This is a genomic window from Collinsella sp. TM10-22 (assembly GCF_003466125.1).
Classification (GTDB): domain Bacteria; phylum Actinomycetota; class Coriobacteriia; order Coriobacteriales; family Coriobacteriaceae; genus Collinsella.
In genome coordinates this window covers 135,773-159,370 of the sequence record NZ_QSOC01000002.1, presented here as the reverse complement: position 1 = coordinate 159,370, position 23,598 = coordinate 135,773, and the positions used below count along the sequence as shown (strand labels likewise).

The window sequence follows — 23,598 nt, the reverse complement described above, 5'->3', positions numbered from 1 at the left end:
CGAGGGGAGGTCGGCTTGGTTATCTTGGGTATCGACCCTGGTTTGGCCCATACGGGTTGGGGGATTATCGAGGAGCGGCGTGGCGAGGTTCGCTGTCGTGCCTATGGCTGCATCGAGACCAGTGCCGGAAGTCCGCTCGCGGTGCGCCTGTCGCATATCGCCCGCGATCTTAAGGATGTCGTCGAGCGCTATCGCCCCGATACCGCGGCTGTCGAGAGCATCTACTTTGGCGCCAACGTCCGCTCGGCCATCCCCACGGCGCATGCCCGCGGTGCTGCGCTCGTGGCGCTTTCGGAGTGCGCGCTCGAGATTGGCGAGTACACGCCCATGCAGATCAAACAGGCTGTGGTGGGCACCGGCGCCGCGGACAAGCGGCAGGTCGCCTACATGGTACGCACGCTCACGCAGCTCGACCACGACCCGCATCCCGACCATGCCGCCGATGCCCTGGCCTGCGCCATCTGCCATGTAAACCTCAGCCGCACCCGGGTGCTTACCGGTGGCGAGTTCTATCAACAGAGAGGAACCGGATACTGATGATTTCCCAGCTCCACGGCACGCTTGTCGAAGCCACGATGAGCTCTGCTGTCGTCGATGTGTCGGGCGTTGGCTTTGAGCTCGGCATCTCGGGCAGCACTGCGGCCACGTTGCCGACGTCCGGCGGCGAGGTCCGCCTCTACACGCGTATGCAGGTGCGCGAGGACGCCATGACACTTTTCGGTTTTTCCTCCAAGGACGAGCGCACGATGTTCGACCGGCTCGTGTCCGTCTCGGGCGTTGGCCCGCGCTTGGCGCTCGCCGTGCTTTCCACCTATACGGTGGGACAGCTGTATTCGCTGGTGATGGCCGAGGACGACAAGGGCATGGCCAAGGTGCCCGGCGTGGGCAAAAAGACCGCCCAACGCCTCATCTTGGAGCTCAAGAGCACCTTTGCCAAGGACAAGGGCTTTGTGCCGGTCGACGTGATTCCCGGCCAGGTCGCAATGCCGGTGCCCGCCGCCGCTCCCTCGGCGATTGATGACGCTCGCGCGGCGCTTCTCTCCATGGGCTTTAGCCCGCAGGAGACCGATGTTGCCCTGAGCGGGTATGATGGGCAGAATATGCGTGTCGAGGATCTGCTCGGCGCGGCGCTTAAGCGACTTGGAATGGATGCGTGATGTGGGAAGCCGATGACTCTCAGGACCTGTGGGCGACGCCCGGCAACTCGCCGGCGGCATCCATGGCGCACGGTGAGCGCATGGTGGGCTCGGAGCTGACGCCCGAGGACCTCGATGTCGATCGTACCCTGCGTCCCCAGCGCTTGGATGACTACTGCGGTCAGGAGCATATCAAGCAGAGCCTTCGCGTGCTGATTGAGGCCGCGCAGAGCCGCGGCGAGACGCTCGACCACGTGATCTTCTCGGGCCCTCCGGGTCTGGGCAAGACCACGCTGGCTACGGTTATCGCCAACGAGCTGGGCGCTCAGATTAAGACGACGAGCGGTCCGGCCATCGCGCGCACCGGCGACCTGGCGGCCATTCTGACTAACCTGCAACCGGGTGACGTGCTGTTTATCGACGAGATCCACCGCCTCAACCGTTCGGTCGAGGAAGTTCTGTATCCCGCGATGGAGGACTTTGCGCTCGATATCGTGATCGGCAAGGGTCCGGCTGCGCGCTCGATTCGCTTGGATATTCCCAAGTTTACGTTGGTGGCGGCCACGACCCGTTCGGGCATGTTGACCGGCCCGTTGCGCGACCGCTTTGGCATTTCATATCGCCTGGACTACTACACGGTCGAGGAGCTCGCCCAGATTGTGACGCGCTCGGCGACTATCCTGGGCGTGACGATCGACCATCCGAGCGCGCTCGAGATCGGCTCGCGTTCGCGCGGCACGCCACGCCTTGCCAATCGCCTGCTCAAGCGCGTGCGCGATTACGCGCAGGTGCGCGGCAACGGCCCTATCGAGCTCGATATCTGCCGTCAGGCGCTCGAGTTTTTCGAGATCGACGAGCTTGGCTTGGACTGGATGGATATTCGCATTTTGGAGACACTCGCCAAGACGTTCTCCGGCCGTGCCGTTGGCTTGACCACGCTTGCCAGTGCGGTGGGCGAGGACCCGGGTACGCTTGAGGATGTCTATGAGCCGTATCTGCTGCAGTGCGGGTTGATGATTCGCACGCCCCAGGGCCGTCAGGCAACCCTTCGCACCTTTGAGCATTTGGGAATTGAGCCGACCGTTTAGGATGGGTTTGTAGGCTATCGCTGGGCATTGGGTAAACATATCGCCGTTCGTCGGTTACGGGTGTTTTACTATTGCGCGCCCGTGCTATGCTGGATTGGTCTTTTTCTCATCCGGTAACGAAAGGACCGCCCATGCCTACTGACATCGAAATCGCACGTTCTGTTACGCCGCTGCCTATTACCGAGGTGGCCAAGAACGCCGGCGTCGACGTTAAGCATCTGATTCCGTACGGCTTTGACAAGGCAAAGGTCGACTATTCCCTGCTCAACGAGCCGACCGATCACCAGGCCAAGCTTGTCCTCGTGACCGCCATCAACCCCACGCCTGCGGGCGAGGGCAAGACCACTACGACCATCGGTCTGGCCGATGGACTGCGCCGTCGCGGCGTCAAGAGCGCTGTGGCCCTGCGTGAGCCTTCGCTCGGCCCTGTCTTTGGCGTCAAGGGTGGCGCTGCCGGCGGCGGCTGGGCGCAGGTCATCCCCATGGAGGACATCAACCTGCACTTTACCGGCGACTTCCATGCTATTGGCGCCGCCAATAACCTGCTGGCCGCCATGCTCGACAACCATATTCAGCAAGGCAACCAGCTCGGTATCGATGTTAAGCGCATCACCTGGAAGCGCGTTGTCGATATGAACGACCGTCAGCTGCGCCACGTCATTGACGGCATTGGCGGTAAAGCCCAGGGCGTGCCGCGCGAGGACGGCTTCGATATCACCGTCGCCTCCGAGGTCATGGCAATTCTGTGCCTGTCTACGAGCATCAGCGACCTCAAGGAGCGCCTGGGCGAGATCGTCGTCGGCTACAGCTTTGCCGGCGAGCCCGTCCGTGCCCGCGACCTTAAGGCCCAGGGTGCCATGGCCGCGTTGCTTAAGGATGCGCTCAAGCCCAACCTGGTGCAAACGCTCGAGGGCACGCCCGCGTTTGTCCACGGCGGTCCCTTCGCCAACATTGCCCACGGCTGCAACTCTATCATGGCCACGCGTATGGCGATGCGCTTTGGCGATGTCGCCATTACCGAGGCCGGCTTTGGTGCCGATCTGGGTGCCGAGAAATTCCTGGACATCAAGTGCCGCATGACGGGCGTTCGTCCCAACGCCGTCGTGGTCGTCGCGACCGCTCGCGCCCTTAAGTACAACGGCGGTGTTGCCAAGGCCGACCTCAACGAGGAGAACCTCGAGGCCCTCAAGGCCGGCATGCCCAACCTGCTCCGTCACGTCGACAACATCCAGAACGTCTACGGTCTGCCCTGTGTGGTCGCCATCAACCGCTTCCCGACGGACACCGAGGCCGAGCTTGCGCTCATCGAGTCCGAGTGCCAGAAGCTGGGTGTCAACGTGAAGCTGTCCGAAGTTTGGGCCAAGGGCGGCGAGGGCGCGCTCGATCTGGCCGATGAGGTCATGCGCCTGATTGAGCAGCCGAGCGAGCTCAAGTTTGCCTACGAGGACGGTGCCGATGTGGCCGACGCCCTGGAGGCTGTCGCCACTAAGGTCTACCGCGCCGATGGCGTCGACTTTACGCCGGCTGCCAAGCGCCAGCTCGCCGAGCTGCGCGAGAACGGCTTTGGCAACCTGCCGGTGTGCGTTGCCAAGACCCAGTACAGCTTTAGCGACAACGCCAAGGCGCTGGGCGCTCCTGAGGGCTTCCGCATCACGGTACGCGAGCTCAAGGTTTCCGCCGGTGCCCACTTTGTGGTCGCGCTGACCGGCAGCGTTCTGACCATGCCGGGTCTGCCCAAGGTTCCCGCGGCCGAGAACATCGACGTCGACAACGACGGCAACATCACCGGCCTGTTCTAAGCCTGCTGCTCATAGCCGCTTGCCCGCCCCACCGCGCCTACCAAGGCCCGGCGGGGCTTTTGTTTCTGGCCGCGCTTGTCTTGTAGATACCGACGGGCTCTGCCCATCATAGGCTTTTGCGCGGGTAGAATGCATGGATAACTTGATGCTTACGGGCGACGGAAAGGAATCGTTGCATGGATCAGGACAAGACAACCGTGATGGGCGGCTACGGTTCCGCGCAGGCTGGCGATAGCGCCGATGCGACCCGCGTTGTTCCCAACCCCGGCTATACCGACCCCGCCGCGACGCAGCCTTCTGCCGAGCCCACCCGGGTTATGGACTATGGCGACACGGCGCAGGATTCTTACGCTGCATCTTCGCATGGCCCCTATGGCAACGCAGCTCCGGACCCGTTTGATTACGCGCCGCAGGATTCTTATGCCGCCTCGACGCCGAATCCCTATGATGAACTGCCGCAGAATCCCATTTCGCAGCCTCAGCAGACGACGTATATGCCTCGCACGGCGCAGCCTCGCTACGGGTCGCGGGAGCCGTATCGCGAGTACCCCAAGTCGATTCCGCAATATGGCGAGGACGAGGAGAAGAAGCCGTCGCGTTCGTCGAGCGTGATCAAGAAGATCCTCATTGTGCTGGCGATCTTCTTTGCCCTCTCGATTGTGTTCGCCATTGTGTCGGGCATGCTCAACAAGCGAGGTGCTACAACCAGCACGACGGCCGAGCAGACAGAGGTCGCCCAGGTGGGTGCAGTAGAGCTGGGCGATATCCCGGGACAGTACTGGTCCAACGCCAAAAAGATTCTCAAGTCGCGCGGCGCTGATCTTTCGAATGCCGTGGTTCTGACTGATGATGGCTCAACGCCCGTCGTCGATGCCAACTGGGTCGTTACTTCTGCCTACTATAACGACAACGGTAACCTTGAAATTCAACTCACGCATAAGAACAGCTCGGGCAACTCGTCCGACGGCCAAAGCGGCACCGACAGCTCGAGCTCCAACATGCTGGAGGACCTGAGCAACAAGGCGCAGGAATTGGGAGACAAGGCGCAAGAGCTGGGCGATACGACACAAAACCTGGGCGATACCGCGCAGAACTTGGGAGACATGGCGACAGATGCCTGGAACGCCCTACAAAACGGCATTTTGGGTGCACAGGGAAACTAGCGGCCGAGCGGAGCGGGGTTACAGCTGCTCTGCCGGACGCTCGGGCGAGCTAAAGCCCGAGTCAAATGTGACGACGCACGAGACATCGGGCCGGCGCTCGTGCACGATGCGCGTGACGAGCTCCAGCAGCTCCTCGTCGGATATGTCAAAGCCGTCGGGACGCACCAGGTCAAACGAAACGAACCCGTCGTGCTCGTGCAGGTCGTGGATGGAGAGCGCGGGATTGATCTGCATGACGCCGCGCTTGACCCAGCCGCGCAGGTCGTCGCCTGTGGTGGCGATGGGGTCGCTGTGCAGCGTGATGTCGATGCCCATCTGGCGCTTGATGTCGTGCTCGATGGTGTCCAGGATCTCGTGGTGCTCAAACGCGTCGCCCTCGCCGGGCATCTCCACGTGGGCGCTGGCAAACTGGCGGCCGGGGCCGTAGTCGTGCACCATGAGGTCGTGCGTGCCCAGGACCTGCGGATACGACATGATCTTGTCGCGAATCGCTTGAACAAGCTTAGGGCTGGGTGCCTGTCCCAACAGTGGACTGATGGCGTCGCGCACGAGGCCCATGCCGCTGATGCAGATGAAGATGCCCACGCCCAGGCCTGCCCAGCCATCGAGGTCAAAGCCGGTCGTTTGCGAAATAAGTGCTGCCGTCAAGACCGCGCCCGAGGTGATGACATCGTTTTTGGAGTCCTGTGCTGTGGCGATGAGCGTCTCGGAATCGATTCGGTTGCCCAGTGCGCGGTTGAACGCGGCCATCCAGAGCTTAACGAGCATGGACAAGACGAGGGCGGCTAAGGAGAGCACCGAATATGCGGTGGGGGAAGGCTTGATGATCTTAGTGACCGACTCGAGGATCAGGTTGATGCCGACGGCGCAAACCAGGACGGCGACGAATAGGCCGGCTAGGTACTCATAGCGGCCGTGGCCATAGGGGTGACCTTCGTCTGCCGGGCGGCTGGCAAGGCGGAACCCAAGCAGGCTCACGATGTTGCTCGAGGCATCGGAGAGGTTGTTGAAAGCGTCGGCGATGAGGGAGACGGAACCGGCGAGCAGGCCCGCGATGCCCTTGGCCAGGCACAGGGTGATGTTGAGGCCAATGCAGATGAGGCTTGCGGCAAAGCCCGCGTTGGTGCGGGTGCCGGCATCGACCGGTTCGCCCTCGCTGCCGGGAACAAGTTTATGTACCAGTCGATGAACAAATAGCATGGCGATCGTCCTCACAATCATGTTTAAGGGGATAGTGTAGCTCGCGCGGGGGCGCCGTGCACCGATGATCAGAAAATGCAGCAATAGTCTGCCGGTGCTAACGAGCGAGTCTTCTCGTCTGCCTGGGTGGTCCATTTTGGGCCACATGGGTATGGGCATGTGACTGTTTACTCGACATACTTAATGTCGACAGCCCCTGTGCAAAGGAGGACGTTTCCATGGATGAGATGTTTGCTATTAAATGCCAAAACTGCGGCGGCCCCATGTACTCACACCAGGCTAAGCGCAGCTTTGAGTGCGCCTATTGCGGTGCGGTCATTCCGTGGCAGGCCGATGCGGGGGAGCCCAAAAGCGCCTTGGGCATTCGCCATGCGCCGCTGACGGTTGTCGATGGGCTGCTTAAGCTCACGCACGTCTCGCAGCTCGAGCGCCCGGAGGACCCGGACTGGTATTTCTTTAATTCGCACTGGCGCAATCAGTCGGTCCTGGAACATCTGCTGTGGGAGGATCGCGGCACGGCGCAGGAGTTCCAAGATGCCACGCATGTGAGTATTCCTTGCCCCTTCTGCGGAGCGTCCTTTGAGGGTGAGTCAACCCAGCGCGTGTTTGAGTGCCCTTCGTGCGGCAATAAAATCGGTGTCGCTGACCTGCTCAAGCCGGGGACGTTTAGCAAGCGTCTGACCATGGGCGTTGGTGCGGAATATGTGCCCGAGCAGGGTATTCCCTGCGAGATAACGCCGCAGCAGGCGCGTGCCAATGCGCTTGAGCTGGTACGCCAATACCCAGATGCCTTTGCCGGCCACGATGTGGAAGATGCGATCCAAAACGGTATGATGCTCTTCTACTTCCCCATGGCACTTGCGGATCTTCGCATGATGGCGTCCTTCCCGGGCAAGGGCCTGAACAAGGAAACCCTGGTGTACTACGAGGTGCTCGACTGGGCATATCCCAGGGCAAACTACCTGGACGTTCGCCTCATGGGCATTCTGGAGCCGTGGGACTTTGCCAAGGTTGGGCCGTTTGACCCGGCCATGCAAGAAGGCGACTTCCGGATTGTCTCCGTCGATGCGTCCACCAAGGACCAGGTGGTCATTGACAAGCTGGCGCTCGACATTGCCGGCAACGATGCCGAGGCGATGCTGGGGCTCAATAAAAAGAGCATCCGCGCCTGGGCGCGCAAGGCCCGCAAGCATAAGGACGGCCTGGTGATGGTGCCGGTCTACTTTGTCGATCGCCCGGCGTCGGATAGTCGCGACGGCGAGCAGGTGCGCATTGCCGTGAACGGCCAGACGGGTCGCGCGGCCGCGGTAGCGTTTAGCGACAAGCGCGAGACGCATGTGGTGGCACCGCTCAATCCCAACGTGATACTGTCGAGCGAAAGCACCGTGCACGCCACACCCATCGAGGTCAAATACGTTAAATCGCCCTTCCTATACCAGATCGTACGCCGCGGAGGCGGCGAGCAACCGCGTCAGGTGGCGGCAGCTGCCGAGGGCTCTTACCGAGAGGAAAAGCCCAAACGAAAGGGCTTACTCGCTGCGATCTTTGGTAAGTAGGGGAGTGGTGCCGGTTGGCTCGCGAGAGTGCAAAACATCCCGCCCGTGATGGCAGATGTAAATAAACGGTGGAACGGCTGTAAAAGAGTCTTGCCACTGGGTAAAATCAGGATGTGCCGCGGAACCCGCTCCTTAGCTAGTCACACTTCGGAGACGCGGGCAACGCAGGTACAAGTGTCTTAAGGGCCGGCTGCAACCGGCCCTTTCTTTATGACTCCCTTCGCTATCCGTTACTGCTTATATTCCTGCCAGATCGAGTAGAGGTTCCGTGCAATGCCGGTCACATACATCGAGAGGCGCAGGATTTCAAGAAACAAGTTCATAGGCTTCACCCCAATCGGAGATCGGAGCGTTGCCCGCAGGCGGATTCCGCGGCAATCATAATTCTACCTCACGGGCCGCGGTGGAGGATAGCCTGCCCCCTGGTTTGGAGCAGTGTCGATCTAACGGGCAATCAAGCCTCTAGCTCTCTTTGAATTGGGCAAGCATCTGCCCGAAGAAGCTTAGTTCGGATGGCTCATAAATGAGCGAGCCGCCATCTTCGGTCCGGTAGACCCCGCAGGGGAGGTAACGCCCGTCGGGGAGGACATAGAGGTTGGCTTCTTCCTTCAGTCCTGCTGGAAATAGCGGAATCCCGTTTTCGTCCACTTGGAACTCGTCTATATTTGCGATCTTCCTCTCCATGACGCCTCCTGCCTTATTTCTTGAATGGCGCCCTAAAACAGGCAGCTCTCAATCAGCTCTTTTCCGCGTAGGGCGTCGACCCACTCCTGTGGGATGGTTTTGAGACCGTAGGCCGTGCCGGCGAGGGCGCCGGCGACGGCTGCGGTGGTGTCGGTGTCGTCGCCCAGGTTGACGGCGGCAAGCACGCAATCTTCGTAACTGTTGGTGTTGACAAAGCACCAGGTAGCGGCTTTAAGCGTGTCGCGCACGAAGCCGCCGGACCTGATTTCGTGCTCGGGCACGCCTTTCAGATGGAGTGCCCACGAGGGGAGCACGTCATTCATCACATCCCTCATCAGCTCGACATATATGATGCATGCGTCGGTTGACGTTCTGTGGGCGTGCGTAATCGCGGAGACCTTTCTGACCTCTTCGTCCGTCGCATCGGTGAACGCCAGGGGAGCGATGCGCATGAGCGATCCGTTGCCATTGTCGCGCTCGCCGGAGCCACCTTTGCCGGCGTGCAAGGCGCAGGCGGTCGTACCACCGTAATCGAAAACGCCGTCAATCGTATACTCGCCACGGGCAATCCAGCTTACGAACTTGTCGCGCATGTCTGCGGTGTCGATATGCCCGAGCTCCCTAATCGAGTCGCAGGTGGCAAGCGTCATAGATGTGTCGTCGCTCCAAGTGCCGGCGGGCTGCCCATGCGTGCCGTAGCCGATCATGTCCGTGCATTCGAACGTGCCGCGGGGCCTGAACTCGTAGGGAACGCCCAACGCGTCGCCGACGGCAAGCCCGTAAATACAGTCGCGTAGCGTTGTTTTCGGTCTGTCTGTCATGGGAAACACCTCTCGTACTTTGGATTGAGGATGCGCGGCTACCTGCGGCAATATGTTCAGTTCGATTCGCGACGCAGTGCGTCGCGAATCGAGAGAACTCAATAGTCAATATGCCAAAATGGTATGCCTAGACGTCTCTTTACACGGCAACAGGCATTTCTTTTGGGCGTCCTGCCTTTGGAGCGTCGGCGAGTCGTGCCTCGATGGAAGCTTTGGATACCATGCGCTTGGTGCCATCCTTCCATGAATCCAACAGTCCAGCATTTATCAGTTGCGATACTCTTGCCGAGCTAACGCCAAGTATGCGCGCGGCATCCGCTGCGGTGACGGCGGGGATATCGTTGAGTTCGCGACTGACGGCCACGGCGATAATCTTGCCACTGTGCTGCGGCTCGTGGCCAAAGTCCGGCGCAGGCAGGTCAACGCCGCCCATTAGGTGGTCATCGACCATGCATGCGAGAAAATCAGCGGCGCTTTCGACAGCGTCGTTTAGGTCGGATCCGAACGTTCCACCTCCGCCCAGCGAGCCACATGGCACAGCGTCGACAACGCCGTCCGAATCAAAGAACTCGAATTCCCATACGTAAACCATGTAAGACCTCCTTTAAAAAGCGATGCGAAATGTGATGAGGATGAGCTATCGAAGCCCTGCCTGCCTTAGGATTCTTTTGGCAATTTGCTCCTCGATCTCTCGATGGCGTTTCACGAGCACGAGCTTGTCGCCTTTGACGAACTTCTCGTGATTGGTGCTTCCTTTCGAGATGAAGCCGGCTTCTTCGAGGATACGGATCAATTCGCGTCTCTGCATCTCAGCCTCTTTCAATAACTATATATTAGCACTTACTAAGGGTTTTAGACTTAAATCTTAGCCATTGCTAATCCCTTGTTTTATTTCACCATCCTTGGATAACGGCTTATAGTCCTTGCGGTATTAGTTTATTTGCTCGTGCGGACACGATTTGGTGCTCCGTGCGCGACCGCGAAAAGGGTTTGCGGTGACTAAAGTGTGACCATAGAGACAGTTTTAGCGAGCCCCACGGGAGTGACGCGCATGGACAACAATACGCTGCTATTCCAGGACAAAGGTTCGGGTAGGTTTAAAGACGTTAAGATCTACCCGAATCGCCTTGAGGTGCTTAAGAAGGGCGTTCTCGGCGGCAAGCACACCGAGATTGTCTATCTTAAGGACATCACGTGGGTCAACAGGGTCAAGGGCCGCGACGTTTTCCTGCGCAACAGGTTGTTGACTGCTTGTGTCTTTAGCCCGAGCAGCCGCTTCCAAGCTCAGGAGTTTGTGAATGCGTTGAACATGGTGATGTGACCGGGCGCTTTCGAACACAAAAAGCCGGGATGCAAGGAGTCGCACCTTGCATCCCGGCTGAGCTAAAACGGCGCTGCTGCATGCCGTTGGAGCTTTAGCGCTTGATCTCGATATCCTCGAGCTTGACGTCCATGGCCTCGGTCTTTGCCTTGGCGATGTCGTCGGCAAATTCCAGGGACTTCATCATGGCTTCGACGGCGTCCTTGTGCTCCTCGACGTTGTCGATGCGCACGTAGACGCTGCCGCCCTCAACGTCGGTGAAGTACTCAGTCGTTACGCCGCCCGAGTGCGTGAAGTAAGCACTGCGCCAGGTCTTGCCGTTGTATTTAACGGGGTCGTTTTCGGTCCATCCGGAGTTGGCCTTCCACTTTGCCTCGTAGTCGAACAGCTCGTCGGCGTTCTTGTCAGAGTCGAAGACAGGGATGAAGCGGTCGCTGGCGTGCTCGCTCTCGGTGAACTTAAACTGGGCCCTGTCGGCGGTATCGCCTGCGACGTCGGTGATCTCGACGCCCTCGGGGACCTCGACCTTAAACCAGATGAAGTCGGTCCTCATGTCCACGGCCGGCTTTTCTGCGCCGCCGCCCCCACCGCTGCCGGCGGCGCCGCCGCTTCCACCACAGCCTGCCAGGGCAACTGCGGCAAAGAGACTGATGCAGAGGGTGAGAATCGCAAAGGCTTTCTTTTTCATGGTCGTGTCCTCCTCGGTCTGTAACCGTCCATGGATTACCTGTCTTTACTGTACGCGCGAGCGGCTCGTTCGGGTGGGCCACATGTCCCATTCTTGGGGCCGGATTTGCGCCGACAAGTGGCAATATGTCGCGATATAAGTAGGGGAGGACCGGCTGATCCGATCCTCCCCCGGCTGGGCGTCCGATCATGTAATGACTGCGCATGCGATGCTGCGTGCGAGCCCCTAATGCTTGATCTCGATGCTCGAAATCTCGACTTCGCGTGCCTCGGAAACCGCCTCCGCCATGTCATCGGGGAACTCGATGGAGTTGAGGAGTGCCTCGGCTTCTTTCTTGTGCAGTTCGAAGTTTGAGATAAGGACGTAGACGCTTCCCGGTTCAACGTCGGTAAAGAGGAGTGTTGAGATGCCACTGTTGTCCTCGTACGTTCCGACGAGCCATGTCCTGCCGTTATACTCGACGGATCCGCCATCCTTCCACTGGAACGTATCCCCCTTCTTTTCTGCCTGGTCGGCGTGGGACTCCTCAGCTGTCAGCGCTTTTTTCCAAACGGGGATAAAGCGATCGCCCGAGGCGTTCTCATCTTCGGGGAAGGTGAGCTGAATCCTATCTGCATTCTTGCCGGCGGAGTCGCTTACGCCGACGCCCTCGGGCATCTCGACCTTAAACCAGATAAAGTCGGTCTTCTTGGCAACGGGGGCTTTTTCCTTGCTCTCGCTCTTGGCGGCGCTGCCGCCCCCGCCCGATGCGCTCCCGCCGCAGCCGACAAGGGCAAATGCGGCAAAGAGGGCGATGCAAAGGGAAAGGATTGATAGGGTCTTTTTCTTCATGGTGGCGTCCTCCTTGTCTGTTAGGGGCATCGTGTGCAGCGGTTCGCCAATCGGCGGTTGCGCATGCACTGATGGCTTTATTTGCTGTGCGGTGATTCCTCCGTTCTTTGTCCGGCGCCGTGGCGAGCGTTGCCCCAGCATGGGGCTCCTTATCTATATGTATGCCCCAGTTGCCGCCGTCCGAGAGTCCCGAAACGTGGGCCATGTGTCTCATGTTTGCGTCGCTGCCGCCTATCGTGTGCCATAGAAATCCGCGATGGCCAGGTGCGCTGACGCTCATGTGCTTATGGGCTAGACTTAGCACCATTACGTGTTCGATGCGGTTGGTTGGCGGTTGCCGCCCGATCGATGTATATGACTTGAAGGTGCGTGCGTATGAGCCAAGAGATGATGGATAAAACCTGTCGAGAGTTTGCCGAGGCGCTTGCCGCACGCGAGCCGGTGCCCGGCGGCGGCAGTGCGAGCGCCTTTGTGGGCGCGCTGGGCGCCTCGCTTTGCGGAATGGTCGCTCGTTATGGAGCAACCAATCCCGCGCTTGCGGATCGCGCGGACGATCTGACGCGCACATTTGCCCAGGCAGACGAGTTGGCGCAGGAACTTGTGGGTCTGGTTGCCGAGGATGTTCGTGCATACGGCCAGGTGTCCGCGGCATACGGTATTCCTCGTGATGATCCGGCTCGACCCGCGGTGATTCAGGATGCGTTGCGCGTGGCGGCCATGCCACCGTATCGGATTATGGATGCCTGCGGACGCGCGCTGGCACTGCTCGAGGACATGGCCGACAAGGGCTCGCGTCAGCTGCTGTCAGACGTGGCGTGCGGTGCCGTGTTCTGCCGCGCCGCCATGCAGGGCGCGAGCCTGACGCTTTTTGCCAATACCACGTCTATGAAAGACCGGGCGCGCGCCGAGGAGCTCGAGGCGGCGTGTGATGAGCTGCTGGATACGTGGCTGCCGCGCGCCGATGCGCTGGCGCGCCGTGCCGCCGACGCCGCAAGGAAGAGGGGATAGCCATGGCCGTGCTGCTTAAAGGCGCTCCCGTTGCCCGCGCTTTGACTGAGGATCTCGCTGCTCGCTGCGCGGCTTTGCGCGAGCACGGCGTTGTTCCGACGCTTGCTATCGTTCGCGTGGGCGAGCGCGAGGACGATCTATCCTACGAGCGCGGCGCCCTCAAGCGCTGCGAGAAGGTTGGCATCGAGGCTCGCCGTGTTTTGCTTCCTGCCGATGTTTCGCAGGACGAGCTGATGGCTGCTATCGAGGGCATCAATGCCGACCCTGCTGTTCATGGCTGCCTGATGTTTCGTCCGTTGCCCGCTGGGCTTGACGAGGATGCAGTTGCCGCAGCACTCGATCCCGTCAAGGATGTTGACTCCATGACGCCGGCCTCGCTGCTTACCACGCTTTCGGGGCGAGGCGAGGGCTTTGCCCCCTGCACAGCCGAAGCCGTGCTTGCTTTGCTTGATCATTACGGCGTTGAGCTGGATGGGGCCAAGGTCGCGGTCGTTGGTCGGTCGCTGGTGATTGGCCGTCCCGTTGCCGCCTTGCTTACGGCTCGCAATGCCACCGTGACGACGTGCCATACGCATACGCGGGACCTTGCTGCCGAGTGCCGTGCTGCCGACATTGTTGTTGCCGCGGTTGGACGTGCGCGCACGATTGGCGCGGATGCGGTTCGCGAGGGCCAGACGATCATCGATGTTGGCATTAACTGGGATGAGGACGCTGGCAAGCTGGTGGGTGACGTCGATTTTGTTGCCGCGGAGCCGGTCGTTAACGCCATCACGCCCGTGCCGGGCGGCGTGGGCGCTGTGACGACGGCGATTCTCGCTAAACACGTGATTGAGGCGTCGGAGCGCGCATCGAAATAGGCGTTTTGGGCTGTTTGAGGGGTTCGCGATATACCACGTGGTCAAAAAACGTCAAATATGAGTACTGTTGCCAAGATAGTCACATATGTTTTTATGTCTTTTGGGCTCCCTAGCGATATTTATTCTCGCTAGGGAGCCCATTTTATTGAACCTATGGGGAATAACGTTGTCCTACTTTTGGACAAATGGGGATTTTCGGCACCTATTACAAGGAAATTTGCTGCTACTAAATTGGTGACAGTACTCATATTTGGCATTTTTTGACCACAGGGGTTGCCAGCGCCGTGGTTTCGCCCTTTCTGCGGCGAAGCGATACACTGTTATCGTTTGATTTCTTCGCTCAAGGAGGATGCGCATGCCGTGCACAACGATTTTGGTTGGTAAGAACGCGAGCTACGACGGGTCGACCCTTGTCGCCCGCAACGAGGACTCGTCCAACGGGGTGTTTGAGCCCAAGCGCATGTGCGTGGTGCATCCCGACGAGCAGCCGCGTGTCTACACGAGTGTCCTGAGCCACCTAGCCATTGAGCTGCCCGACAATCCCATGCGTTACACAAGCGTCCCTGACGTTATCCCGGGCCACGGCATCTGGGCCGAGGCCGGCTTCAACGAGCTCAACGTTGGCATGTCTGCAACCGAGACGCTTACCACCAACGAGCGCGTCCGTGGCGCCGATCCGCTTGTCGACTACGTGCCCGCCAAGGGCAACGAGGGTGAGGACGGCTATGTGCCGGCGCAGTCTGGTGGCCTGGGCGAGGAGGACATGGTGACCCTGGTCCTGCCGTACGCTAAGTCTGCCCGCGATGGCGTTCGTATCCTGGGCGACCTGCTCGAGCGCTACGGCACCTACGAGAACAACGGCATCGCCTTTAGCGACGTGGACGAGATCTGGTGGCTCGAGACCATCGGCGGTCACCACTGGATTGCCAAGCGTGTGCCTGATGACGCCTATGTGACCATGCCCAATCAGCTGGGTATCGACAGCTTTGACCTGGATGACGCCGAGGGCGCCCAGGTCAACCACATGTGCTCTGCCGACCTGCGCTCCTGGATGGCCGAGTGGCATCTGGACCTGACGCTGGGCGTTGAGGGCGACGGTCCGGCTGTGGTCTTTAACCCGCGCGAGGCCTTTGGCTCGCACAGCGACAGCGATCATGTCTACAACACGCCGCGCGCGTGGTACATGCAGCGCTGCCTCAACCCCAGCGATGTGTGGGACGGCCCCGACGCCGACTACACGCCCGAGAGCGACGATATCCCCTGGAGCCGCGTGCCCGAGCGCAAGGTGACCATCGAGGACATTAAGTATGTGCTTTCGAGCCACTACCAGGGCACGGAGTACGACTGCTACGGCAGCAAGGGCACGCCTGCCACGCGTGGCGCTTATCGCCCCATCGGCATCAACCGCAACAGCCAGCTCGCCGTGTTGCAGCTGCGCCCCTATGCGCAGCCGGCCTATCGCGCCGTGCAGTGGATGGCCTTTGGTTCCAACTCGTTTAACGCGCTGGTTCCGCTGTACGCCAACGTCGAGACCATGCCCGAGTACTATGCCGATACACAGGCTCGCGTGACGTCCGAAAACTTCTACTGGGCCAACCGCCTGATCGGCGCGCTGGCTGACGTTCGCTTCCATGAGTGCGGCCGCGCCGTGGAGGACTATCAGGAGAAGGTCGGTGGCATGGGCCACAAGCAGATCCATGACGTCGATGCTGCCGCAGCCGTTCTGCCCGAGGCCGAAGTGCCTGCCGAGCTCGCCCGCGCCAACGAGGAGTTTGCCGAGCGCGTGCGGGTGGAGACCGATGCTCTGCTGGGCAAGGTGCTCTACACCACGAGCTGCGCCATGAAGAACTCTTTCGCGATGAACGACAACGTGAGGTAGGGATTTCCCGTCGATCGTATAGCACTAAAACGCTTTGTCGCTTTCGCTCAATCTTGGGTACAAGAACGCCAATGCAGTTGTTTGTGATTGGAGCCAACCATGGTTATGAAACTCGATCAGCTTGTTAACGGTGCCATCAACGTGGGCTTCGGCGCCGCCGCCGTTGCCGTCGAGGGCAGCAAGAAGGTTCTCGACGACCTTAATACCAAGGGTGAGCAGGTGCGCAAGGACGCAGGCGCCCCCGATATCGCCCGCAGCGTGTCCGACATGTTCGAGCAGGCTGGTGGCACTATCTCCGACCTGACCGAGCGTCTGGGCATGCAGGGCGAGACCGCGGCCCAGCGCGTGCTCGACGAACTCATTCTGGCTCGCGTCCGCGTTATGACCGCTCCCGAGCGCACGGCCTTCCTGGCCCATGTGCGCGACATCGTCGATTCGGTCGAGGACAACGTGACCTCGGTGCCCGTCGAGTCCGTTGAGCCCGACGATGCGAAGGATACCGAAGAGGCCGAGTAGCAGCGCAGATGGCAGATTCCACCACCGATTACAACAATCTAGATCCCTTGGGTGACGAGGCGGCGGTTGTCGATGAGGTCGATGCCGCCGTCTCGGGCGCTCGCAAGAAGCCGCGCGCTGTCGATATGGTCCCCGAGGAGCCCGAGGCGATGGCGCCGGATGAGGAATACCAGCTCACGCCGGCGGGTCGCCGCGAGCGCATCGGGCAGATTGTTCGCCTGGTCAAAAAGTACCGCGTGTGGGATAACCTCACGCCGGTTCGTTTGCGCCGCCTGCTCGAGGAACTCGGCCCCATGTTCGTTAAGATGGGGCAGATTCTGGCCAACCGGTCCGAGATTCTGCCGCAACGCTTTTGCGACGAGCTGCGTCGTCTGCGCTCTGACGTGGAGCCGGTGCCGTACGAGGTCGTACTCAGTTGTCTGGAAGAAGAATACGGCCTGCGCCTGGGGGAGATGTTCGATGCGATCGACCCAAATCCGCTTGGTAGTGCATCGCTTGCGCAGGTGCATCGCGCCCGCCTGGTGACGGGCGAGGACGTGGCCGTTAAGGTGCAGCGCCCAGGTGCGCAGCAGGTTATGGCACAGGACATCGATATCATCCGCTCGGTGGTGCGTATCGTTTCCAAGTTCGTCAACACCGATCAGTTTGTGGACCTGCACGGCGTGGTCGAGGAGCTGTGGACCTCGTTTCGCGAAGAGACCAACTTTTTGGCCGAGGCAAAAAACCTCAACGACTTCTACGAGTTCCACAAGAGCGTTCATGGCGTGACGTGCCCTAAATCCTATCTGGACCTGTGCACCGAGCACGTGGTGGTTATGGACTACGTCGACGGCATTTCGATCGCCGATCCTGAACGCTTGGTGGCCGAGGGCTATGACTTGGAAAAGATCGGTGCCGCGATTGTCGAGGACTACTCGACGCAGGTGCTCGATGACGGCTTTTTCCATGCCGACCCGCATGCGGGAAACATCATCCTCAAGGACGGCATCGTTTACTTTATCGACTTGGGCATGGTCGGACGCATGTCGAGCCACGATCGTGGCATCGTTAAGGACATGATTTTCGCCGTGGCCGAGGGCGACGTGCCCAAGCTCAAGGATTCGCTCATGCGCTTCGCCGTGACGCGTGGCGACTCGGCCGAGCTCGATCATTCAGCGTTTTTGTCCGATCTTGACTTTATCGTGGCTGACTTTGCGGGCCTTGACCTGAAGGATCTGGATATCGGCGAGTTTTTGACCTCGCTGTTAAACCTCGCGCGTAAGAATGACGTTGAGCTGCCGAGCGTGGTGACGATGTTCGCGCGCGGCATGGTGACGCTCGAGGGTTTGCTGACCGAGTACATGCCCAACGTCAACATGATCCAGATCATCCAGACGCATATTAAAAACGAGAAAAGCACCTATGCGCGCGTGCGCGATATGGGGAGCGATCTTGCCGCGAGCAGCTATCGCGCGGTGAAGGGCTCGCTCGAGGCGGCCGAGTATCTGGGCCTGGCCTCGCGCATGCTCACGCGCGGCCAGCTTAAGGTGAACACGCAGATCATGAGCAGCGATAAGGCGCTGCGACAGCTGGGTGGAATTATCGACCGCATGTCGATGGCAATTGTGATTGCCGGCCTGTTTATCGGTTCGTCGGTGGTGTACTACGCGCGCATCGAGCCGGTTGTGTTTGGTATCCCGGTCATTGGCTTTTTGGGTTACGTGAGCGCGCTGGTGCTGGCGCTTATGCTGGGCCGCAATATCTGGCTCAACAGTCACGGCGGCAAGCACTAGAGGCTGCGACTGTCACCGCATTTTCCTATCGCAAACAATAGCTTTTACCTTGGGCTTCGCCTGCGTGCGAGGCCCTTTTGCGTGATAGCATATTGACAGTAATAATAGATGGCCTAGATGGTGGTGCGGAGACGCACGAATGCGCGGTTTTCCTGCGCGTTTGGGAGAATCGGGGTGCAAGTCCCCGGCTGTACCAGTAACCGTAATTCCTCTTGGCTCGGGATGTTCGCGTCGCAGATCGGACGGCGCGCCTGAGCCGTTAAGGTTAAGTCGGATCGCCTCCCATCTTGCATGCGGCTGCGGCGTATGCCGCCGGTGTGCATAGGGCTCTGGAGGGAAAGGGGACCCCGATGGGGGAGCTCGAGCGCAACATGCGCGATGACGTGGGGCAGCCTCAAGGCAACGCTTCAAGTACAGACAATGGGGGACAAATGGATATGTTTGAGGACGAGCGCGAGCGCGCCTCGTTGCATCGCCGTGGCGCGATTGCACGCGGTGTAGCCAAGCGCTGCCTGGTGGCATTCCTGGCCTTCGCGATGGTCTTTGGCACCACGCCGGCTCAGCTGTGGGCCGAGGGCGCCGAGGGCATTGCCGAGGCTGTGGCTCAGGCTGCGACGCCGAGTGAGGGCGCGGGGGCCGCGGGCGGTACTGCCGACCAGGGCAAGGCCGAGGTTTCGGATTCCGGGAGCGCGCCTGCAGCTAGTGCCGACACAACAGAGGCAGCAACTGGCGACGAAGGCTCGGCGACGGGGGAGAGCCCTGCCACGAGTGAGCAGTCTTCGACGGCGCCCGCTGGCCAAGCAGGATCTGCCGCCGCGGCTACCGTTCAGGCAGAGAACCCGACAGAAACCGGCGATGTCGCCAAGAAGCAAGTCGAGGTCTCGTTCTCGATTATCGGCACCGATGCCGACGGCAAGGCTCAGACCTGGGTGGCACCTACGCAGCTCAAGCTCGACGAGGGCTCGACGGCCGCGGATGCCTTCATTAAGCTGCAGGAGAAGACGGGCTTCAAGGCGAAGTACGAACCGAACACGGCATACGGTTTCTACCTCGAAAGCATCACATCCCCGAGCGATGGTCGCACGCTTGCCTACGATCCGACGACTTATGCTTTCTGGCAGCTGTTTGTCGACGGCGCGTCTTCCTCGGTTGGCGCGAGCGGCGTCAAGCTCACCCAGGGGCAGAAGATTGAGTTTGCCTATACGGCTGGTAGCGCGTCCCCTGTCGTTAAGGACCAGGTTGCCGCAAATGTGACCGTCATTGGTCGCGATGCACAGGGCAAGACTCAGACCTGGGTCGACAACGCGCAGTATGTGGTGACGTCCGGTTCGAGCGCGCTTGACCTTACGAAGGCCGCGCTCGAGGCGAATGATATTGACGCCGTTGCTGCGGGCTCCTTCATTCTGAGTCTTAAGTACAACGGTGTTGAGCTGGGTACGCCCCAAGATTATTCGACCTATTGGCAGCTGTTTATCAACGGCAAGTCGAGCGACTACCCGGCAGACAATGTCACCATTCATGCTGGGGATACCGTTACGTGGTTCTACGGTGGCTGGGGCGACCAGTTGCCCTCCGATTCTGTCCATGCTTCCGTTCAGGTCCTCGGTAAGGACAAGGACGGCAAGCAGCAGGTTTGGGCTTCGACGGGCCAGACGAGCCTCAAGGCAGGCTCCACCGCTAAGGATCTACTTGAGCAGGTCGGCCTTACTCTCGATGCTGGCGAATCGTCTTGGGGCTGGTTCCTCAACGGCATTTATTCGCCCTTCGATGGTAAGTCCTATTGTGGCTATGATGCTGCGACCAATAGCTATTGGCGCTTCTACGTAAAGGGCAAGTCCGACGCAAAGTACAAGTTCGCCGACGTTGGCGCCGGTGCCTACAAGCTCCATGAGGGTGACGCCGTCACCTTTATGTATGCCGGCGACAGCGATGCCCTTCCTGGCCAGGTTCTTGGGTCTGTCGATGTTATCGGTCCCGATGTCAACGGCAACAATACTCGCTGGGGCTCAGCAAGCAATGTTTCCCTGCCCGAAGGCTCTACGGCCCAGGACCTTATTGAGACGGTTCTGAAGGCGAAGGGCATTGATTACAAGGCCTCCCAGAGTGGTGCATACTGGTCCATTACTTCGCCGTTCGAAGGCAGGGCGTACGGCCATGATGGTGCGACCAATAAATATTGGCACCTGTATATCAACGGAAAGCCCTCATCTCTCTGCGCCAACCAGGTCACGCTCACGAGCGGCGACAAGGTTACGTTTGCCTATACGACCGATGGTGCGCCCATGCCCGATCCCGACAAGATTGTCGTGGACCCGAGTGCGACGACTCCTGATTGGGATGCCGAGTGGGCTGGCTACGGCAACAGTGGCAACGGTTCGACCGTAACGGATGCCAAGACGCCTGCGCAGGCCGCCGGTCTTAAGTGGGCCTTCGATTGGAAGGCCGAGTCTGGTCAGCAGTATGCCAACTGCAGCGAACCTGTCATCGCTAACGGCTTTGTGTACATCGCGACCGAGAATGAGCTCATTAAGATCGATTCGTCCACGGGCAAAAAGGTTGCCTCTGCGCCGCTTGCCTCCAAGGTGAGCTATACCTCTCGTCCGATCTATACCAATGGCCTTATCATCGTTCCGCTCAACGGCGGTGCGGCCCAGGCGATTACTGCAGACAAGCTGATCTGCAAGTGGCTGACGCCTGGTTTGACGGACTTGACGCAGAGCTCCTGCACTGTCGTTTCGGACGGCGAATACGTCTATGTAGGCTCGGTCGATATTTCGTATGACGAGAATTACAACGCGACCTACGGCAACGGCTCCTTTGCGCGCATTAAGATTGCCACGGGCGAAGTTTCTTGGCAGAACATCGACCCTGCCGAGGGCTATTACTGGACTGGTGCGGCTTTGACAGATAAGTATGCCATCGTTCCTACGAGCGCGGGTACGCTTAAGTGCATTGATAAGACGACGGGCGATGTCGTTTCGACCATGAAGCTCGGCGCTCTCGCGAACGCCGACTGTGTCGCCGATCCGTCCAATGGTTCGACCTTCTATCAGATGACGCACGATGGAAAGCTCCATGTGATTTCGCTTTCGGCGAAGGGCGTACTGAGCGAGCAGAAGACGGTCGATCTGGGTCTTACTAATAACATGAGCGCACCGGCGGTGGCTGGCGAAAGCTTGATTGTCGGCGGACAGACGGCTACTGGCTCTGCTCTGGCTCTCTATAATCTGAAGACCGGCAAGACCACGATGGTCACCGCTGCTGACGGTAAAGAACTTCCGGCCGGATTTAACGGTATTGCTGCTACTCCGCTGGTGAGTGTTCAGGGCGGCAAGACCTATGTGTACTTCACCGTTAACAGCGCGGATAGCAAGGATTACGTCAACTACTCTGCTGGTGGTGGCGTGTATCGCTATACGCTCGGCGATGCAGAGGCGACGCAGATTTATGATGCGGCTGGCCATTACCAGCACTGCGACTCTCCGGTCATTGCCGATGCATCTGGCAACCTGTACTACATCAATGACTCGGGCACGCTGTTCAAGCTGGGGGCCGTTGAGTCTTGGACGGTTGCCTTTAATTCCAACGGCGGGTCTGCTTGCGACACTAAGTTTGTTGCTACGGCCGATGGCAAGCTGGTTAAGCCGGCCGATCCGACGCGCGATGGCTACACTTTCGGCGGTTGGTTTACCGATGAGGCTTGCACGCAGGCGTATGACTTTAGCACGCCGGTGACGGCCGACCTGACGTTGTATGCCAAGTGGACCAAGAATGCCGTTAACCCTGGCGGTAATGGCGGTTCTGGCACTAATGGTGGCAACGGTGGCGCTGGCAACGGTTCCGGCGCTGGCGCTGGCACTGGCACGGGTTCCGGCTCCGGCACGAAGGGCCAGCAGGCTGGCGGCGCTGTCGCCCCGGGTCATAAGCCGACGACCAAGACGACGGTGTCGACCAAGACCGAGACCAAGGACAACAAGTCCGACAAGAAGGACTCCGATAAGTCCGATAAGAAGGACGAGAAGAAGTCTGACAAGAAGGACAGCAAGTCCGACAAGAAGTCCGATTCCAAGTCCGATACGGGTGCTGCTTCCACGACCACTGCTAAGAAGTCCTCTAGTGCTTCCGAGCAGGAGACTGGCACCAATCCGCTCGCCATCGTCGGCGTTGCCGCCGGCGTGATTGGCCTCGCGCTCATCGCCGTCTTCGTGCTGACCAAGCGCGGCAAGGGTGACGGTAATGCCCGATAAGCCCAAGGAGACCAGCGGGCAACAGCCCGACTCCTCGTTCATTCAGTTCGACGATGCAAAGCAACAGGGCGCCGCTTCGGCGGCGTCCGCCTCTCGTCGCAAGGCGCTCCTTGGCGTTCTTGCTGCCGCGTGCACCATTCTGATCGTCGTCTCGCTGGGCTTCGTCCATCCTTCCGAGAGCGGCGCCTGGTCCATTGACTGGATCGTTCAGACCGTGACGGGGGAGAGCGTCGTCGCCAAGGACACCAAGGGGTCTGGCTCGTCTGCCGCTTCGGGCGAGGCTAGTTCCAAGGATTCCAAATCTTCGAATGATGCAAAAGACGAGCCCAAGGGTTCGAACGACGCCAAGGACGATTCCGAGTCTTCAAACAAGGAATCGGACAAAAACTCGGATAGCAAGAAGTCCGAGGACCGGAGCGGCAAGAAGTCTGGCGATAAATCCGCTGCCCAAAATACGGGAGCCGGTGATACTTCCAATGCGTCTGGCGGTGCTTCTTCGGGCGGTAGCCAGTCGTCTGATGGAGCCTCATCCTCTAATGGTGGAAACGCCTCCTCGGGCAGCCAAAGCGGCTCACAGGAGTCCAACTACGTTACGGTGACGGTTTCGGTCACATCGAGCGCTGTGGGCAATCCTGTGTCTTCTGGCGGCACCTTTACCTTTAACGAGGGCGCTACCGTCTACGATGCCCTGTGCGCGCTGGGCCTTTCTGTCAACGCACACGGCTCATCGTACGGCACGTATGTTTCTGCGATTGGTGGTTTGGCCGAGAAACAGTACGGCGGAACGAGCGGCTGGATGTACTCCGTCAACGGTGCAACGCCTATGACGGCCTGCAGCAACTACGTTCTCTCCAACGGTGACAACGTGGTTTGGTATTACGTAACAGGCTAGGGGCCTCGACATAGCGCGCCAGACGGGCGGTTCGGACCAACATCCGGACCGCCCGTTTTCATGCGAATGGGACTGGGTCGCCGGGTCTCTCGGCAAACAAAAAACCGGTTGGAACGGGAATTCCAACCGGTTATACATTC

General features: G+C 59.7%; 21 protein-coding genes. 14 read left to right on the top strand and 7 right to left on the bottom strand.

Annotated elements, in window-relative coordinates; genetic code table 11:
• Positions 1 to 15: 15 nt before the first annotated feature.
• The 5 genes from ruvC (at position 16) to DXD94_RS02665 (ending at position 5,186) form a co-directional block, all read left to right on the top strand.
• On the top strand, positions 16 to 537 hold the full coding sequence (gene ruvC, locus DXD94_RS02685; RefSeq protein ID WP_117763159.1) for a crossover junction endodeoxyribonuclease RuvC: 522 nt from the start codon (positions 16 to 18) through the stop codon (positions 535 to 537).
• Complete coding sequence (gene ruvA / locus DXD94_RS02680) at positions 537 to 1,157, top strand: Holliday junction branch migration protein RuvA (protein WP_117763158.1); 621 nt, start codon at positions 537 to 539, stop codon at positions 1,155 to 1,157. The genes ruvC and ruvA overlap by 1 nt, the downstream gene beginning before the upstream one ends.
• Positions 1,157 to 2,224: a Holliday junction branch migration DNA helicase RuvB gene (ruvB, locus tag DXD94_RS02675; RefSeq protein ID WP_117735946.1), complete on the top strand. Its 1,068-nt coding sequence runs from the start codon at positions 1,157 to 1,159 to the stop codon at positions 2,222 to 2,224. Before ruvA ends, ruvB begins: the two co-directional genes overlap by 1 nt.
• Before the next feature lie 131 nt (positions 2,225 to 2,355).
• The gene (locus DXD94_RS02670) at positions 2,356 to 4,023 is read left to right on the top strand and encodes a formate--tetrahydrofolate ligase (RefSeq protein WP_117763157.1); all 1,668 of its coding nucleotides are present in this window, start codon (positions 2,356 to 2,358) and stop codon (positions 4,021 to 4,023) included.
• 176 nt (positions 4,024 to 4,199) lie between these two features.
• On the top strand, positions 4,200 to 5,186 hold the full coding sequence (locus DXD94_RS02665; RefSeq protein ID WP_117763156.1) for a hypothetical protein: 987 nt from the start codon (positions 4,200 to 4,202) through the stop codon (positions 5,184 to 5,186).
• Between the two features lie 18 nt (positions 5,187 to 5,204).
• Here the strand turns inward: DXD94_RS02665 and DXD94_RS02660 are convergent, their stop codons facing one another.
• Positions 5,205 to 6,386 (bottom strand): cation diffusion facilitator family transporter, encoded by a 1,182-nt coding sequence (locus tag DXD94_RS02660; protein ID WP_117763155.1) that lies wholly within the window; start codon positions 6,384 to 6,386, stop codon positions 5,205 to 5,207.
• A gap of 218 nt (positions 6,387 to 6,604) precedes the next feature.
• On the opposite strand from DXD94_RS02660, the gene DXD94_RS02655 reads away from it, so the two are divergent.
• Entirely contained in the window at positions 6,605 to 7,942 is a 1,338-nt protein-coding gene (locus DXD94_RS02655; RefSeq protein ID WP_117763154.1) for a hypothetical protein, read from the top strand.
• Positions 7,943 to 8,404: 462 nt separating this feature from the next.
• On the opposite strand, the gene DXD94_RS02650 is transcribed toward DXD94_RS02655, so the two are convergent.
• The 4 genes from DXD94_RS02650 to DXD94_RS02635 form a co-directional block, all read right to left on the bottom strand.
• Positions 8,405 to 8,626, bottom strand: a complete 222-nt coding sequence (locus tag DXD94_RS02650) for a hypothetical protein (RefSeq protein ID WP_117743010.1) — start codon at positions 8,624 to 8,626, stop codon at positions 8,405 to 8,407.
• A 32-nt stretch (positions 8,627 to 8,658) separates the two neighbouring features.
• Positions 8,659 to 9,447, bottom strand: a complete 789-nt coding sequence (locus DXD94_RS02645; RefSeq protein WP_117743009.1) for an ADP-ribosylglycohydrolase family protein — start codon at positions 9,445 to 9,447, stop codon at positions 8,659 to 8,661.
• 139 nt (positions 9,448 to 9,586) lie between these two features.
• A complete protein-coding gene (locus DXD94_RS02640; protein WP_117743008.1) occupies positions 9,587 to 10,039 on the bottom strand; it encodes a helix-turn-helix domain-containing protein in 453 nt (150 codons plus the stop codon).
• Positions 10,040 to 10,084: 45 nt separating this feature from the next.
• On the bottom strand, positions 10,085 to 10,255 hold the full coding sequence (locus DXD94_RS02635) for a type II toxin-antitoxin system HicA family toxin (protein WP_117763153.1): 171 nt from the start codon (positions 10,253 to 10,255) through the stop codon (positions 10,085 to 10,087).
• A 243-nt stretch (positions 10,256 to 10,498) separates the two neighbouring features.
• On the opposite strand from DXD94_RS02635, the gene DXD94_RS02630 reads away from it, so the two are divergent.
• Entirely contained in the window at positions 10,499 to 10,768 is a 270-nt protein-coding gene (locus DXD94_RS02630; protein ID WP_117763152.1) for a hypothetical protein, read from the top strand.
• A 94-nt stretch (positions 10,769 to 10,862) separates the two neighbouring features.
• On the opposite strand, the gene DXD94_RS02625 is transcribed toward DXD94_RS02630, so the two are convergent.
• Together DXD94_RS02625 and DXD94_RS02620 are read right to left on the bottom strand one after the other, a co-directional pair.
• A complete protein-coding gene (locus DXD94_RS02625) occupies positions 10,863 to 11,456 on the bottom strand; it encodes a hypothetical protein (protein WP_117763151.1) in 594 nt (197 codons plus the stop codon).
• Between the two features lie 225 nt (positions 11,457 to 11,681).
• Positions 11,682 to 12,287, bottom strand: coding sequence for a hypothetical protein (locus tag DXD94_RS02620; protein WP_117763150.1), 606 nt, complete (start codon positions 12,285 to 12,287; stop codon positions 11,682 to 11,684).
• 375 nt (positions 12,288 to 12,662) lie between these two features.
• On the opposite strand from DXD94_RS02620, the gene DXD94_RS02615 reads away from it, so the two are divergent.
• The 7 genes from DXD94_RS02615 to DXD94_RS02585 all read left to right on the top strand — a co-directional run bounded on the left by DXD94_RS02615 (position 12,663) and on the right by DXD94_RS02585 (position 23,458).
• On the top strand, positions 12,663 to 13,295 hold the full coding sequence (locus DXD94_RS02615; protein WP_117763149.1) for a cyclodeaminase/cyclohydrolase family protein: 633 nt from the start codon (positions 12,663 to 12,665) through the stop codon (positions 13,293 to 13,295).
• Positions 13,296 to 13,297: 2 nt separating this feature from the next.
• Positions 13,298 to 14,152 (top strand): bifunctional 5,10-methylenetetrahydrofolate dehydrogenase/5,10-methenyltetrahydrofolate cyclohydrolase, encoded by an 855-nt coding sequence (locus DXD94_RS02610; RefSeq protein WP_117763148.1) that lies wholly within the window; start codon positions 13,298 to 13,300, stop codon positions 14,150 to 14,152.
• A 355-nt stretch (positions 14,153 to 14,507) separates the two neighbouring features.
• Positions 14,508 to 16,031 (top strand): C69 family dipeptidase, encoded by a 1,524-nt coding sequence (locus DXD94_RS02605; RefSeq protein WP_117763147.1) that lies wholly within the window; start codon positions 14,508 to 14,510, stop codon positions 16,029 to 16,031.
• A gap of 99 nt (positions 16,032 to 16,130) precedes the next feature.
• On the top strand, positions 16,131 to 16,547 hold the full coding sequence (locus DXD94_RS02600; protein ID WP_055250902.1) for a hypothetical protein: 417 nt from the start codon (positions 16,131 to 16,133) through the stop codon (positions 16,545 to 16,547).
• An 8-nt stretch (positions 16,548 to 16,555) separates the two neighbouring features.
• Positions 16,556 to 18,319: an AarF/ABC1/UbiB kinase family protein gene (locus DXD94_RS02595; protein ID WP_117763146.1), complete on the top strand. Its 1,764-nt coding sequence runs from the start codon at positions 16,556 to 16,558 to the stop codon at positions 18,317 to 18,319.
• 431 nt (positions 18,320 to 18,750) lie between these two features.
• Complete coding sequence (locus DXD94_RS02590; protein WP_158564777.1) at positions 18,751 to 22,566, top strand: DUF4430 domain-containing protein; 3,816 nt, start codon at positions 18,751 to 18,753, stop codon at positions 22,564 to 22,566.
• The gene (locus DXD94_RS02585) at positions 22,556 to 23,458 is read left to right on the top strand and encodes a DUF4430 domain-containing protein (protein WP_117763144.1); all 903 of its coding nucleotides are present in this window, start codon (positions 22,556 to 22,558) and stop codon (positions 23,456 to 23,458) included. The genes DXD94_RS02590 and DXD94_RS02585 overlap by 11 nt, the downstream gene beginning before the upstream one ends.
• The last annotated feature ends 140 nt before the right edge of the window (positions 23,459 to 23,598 follow it).

What these genes read in the sequence shown, in the direction of transcription:
- ruvB (WP_117735946.1), top strand. Translation starts at nt 1,157, where the DNA reads ATGTGGGAAGCCGATGACTCTCAGGACCTGTGGGCGACGCCCGGCAAC.
- DXD94_RS02640 (WP_117743008.1), bottom strand. Translation starts at nt 10,039, where the DNA reads ATGGTTTACGTATGGGAATTCGAGTTCTTTGATTCGGACGGCGTTGTC.
- DXD94_RS02670 (WP_117763157.1), top strand. Translation starts at nt 2,356, where the DNA reads ATGCCTACTGACATCGAAATCGCACGTTCTGTTACGCCGCTGCCTATT.
- DXD94_RS02645 (WP_117743009.1), bottom strand. Translation starts at nt 9,447, where the DNA reads ATGACAGACAGACCGAAAACAACGCTACGCGACTGTATTTACGGGCTT.
- DXD94_RS02595 (WP_117763146.1), top strand. Translation starts at nt 16,556, where the DNA reads ATGGCAGATTCCACCACCGATTACAACAATCTAGATCCCTTGGGTGAC.
- DXD94_RS02625 (WP_117763151.1), bottom strand. Translation starts at nt 11,456, where the DNA reads ATGAAAAAGAAAGCCTTTGCGATTCTCACCCTCTGCATCAGTCTCTTT.
- DXD94_RS02655 (WP_117763154.1), top strand. Translation starts at nt 6,605, where the DNA reads ATGGATGAGATGTTTGCTATTAAATGCCAAAACTGCGGCGGCCCCATG.
- DXD94_RS02615 (WP_117763149.1), top strand. Translation starts at nt 12,663, where the DNA reads ATGAGCCAAGAGATGATGGATAAAACCTGTCGAGAGTTTGCCGAGGCG.
- DXD94_RS02635 (WP_117763153.1), bottom strand. Translation starts at nt 10,255, where the DNA reads ATGCAGAGACGCGAATTGATCCGTATCCTCGAAGAAGCCGGCTTCATC.
- DXD94_RS02600 (WP_055250902.1), top strand. Translation starts at nt 16,131, where the DNA reads ATGGTTATGAAACTCGATCAGCTTGTTAACGGTGCCATCAACGTGGGC.
- DXD94_RS02620 (WP_117763150.1), bottom strand. Translation starts at nt 12,287, where the DNA reads ATGAAGAAAAAGACCCTATCAATCCTTTCCCTTTGCATCGCCCTCTTT.
- DXD94_RS02650 (WP_117743010.1), bottom strand. Translation starts at nt 8,626, where the DNA reads ATGGAGAGGAAGATCGCAAATATAGACGAGTTCCAAGTGGACGAAAAC.
- DXD94_RS02590 (WP_158564777.1), top strand. Translation starts at nt 18,751, where the DNA reads ATGGATATGTTTGAGGACGAGCGCGAGCGCGCCTCGTTGCATCGCCGT.
- DXD94_RS02585 (WP_117763144.1), top strand. Translation starts at nt 22,556, where the DNA reads ATGCCCGATAAGCCCAAGGAGACCAGCGGGCAACAGCCCGACTCCTCG.
- DXD94_RS02660 (WP_117763155.1), bottom strand. Translation starts at nt 6,386, where the DNA reads ATGCTATTTGTTCATCGACTGGTACATAAACTTGTTCCCGGCAGCGAG.
- DXD94_RS02605 (WP_117763147.1), top strand. Translation starts at nt 14,508, where the DNA reads ATGCCGTGCACAACGATTTTGGTTGGTAAGAACGCGAGCTACGACGGG.
- DXD94_RS02610 (WP_117763148.1), top strand. Translation starts at nt 13,298, where the DNA reads ATGGCCGTGCTGCTTAAAGGCGCTCCCGTTGCCCGCGCTTTGACTGAG.
- ruvA (WP_117763158.1), top strand. Translation starts at nt 537, where the DNA reads ATGATTTCCCAGCTCCACGGCACGCTTGTCGAAGCCACGATGAGCTCT.
- DXD94_RS02665 (WP_117763156.1), top strand. Translation starts at nt 4,200, where the DNA reads ATGGATCAGGACAAGACAACCGTGATGGGCGGCTACGGTTCCGCGCAG.
- DXD94_RS02630 (WP_117763152.1), top strand. Translation starts at nt 10,499, where the DNA reads ATGGACAACAATACGCTGCTATTCCAGGACAAAGGTTCGGGTAGGTTT.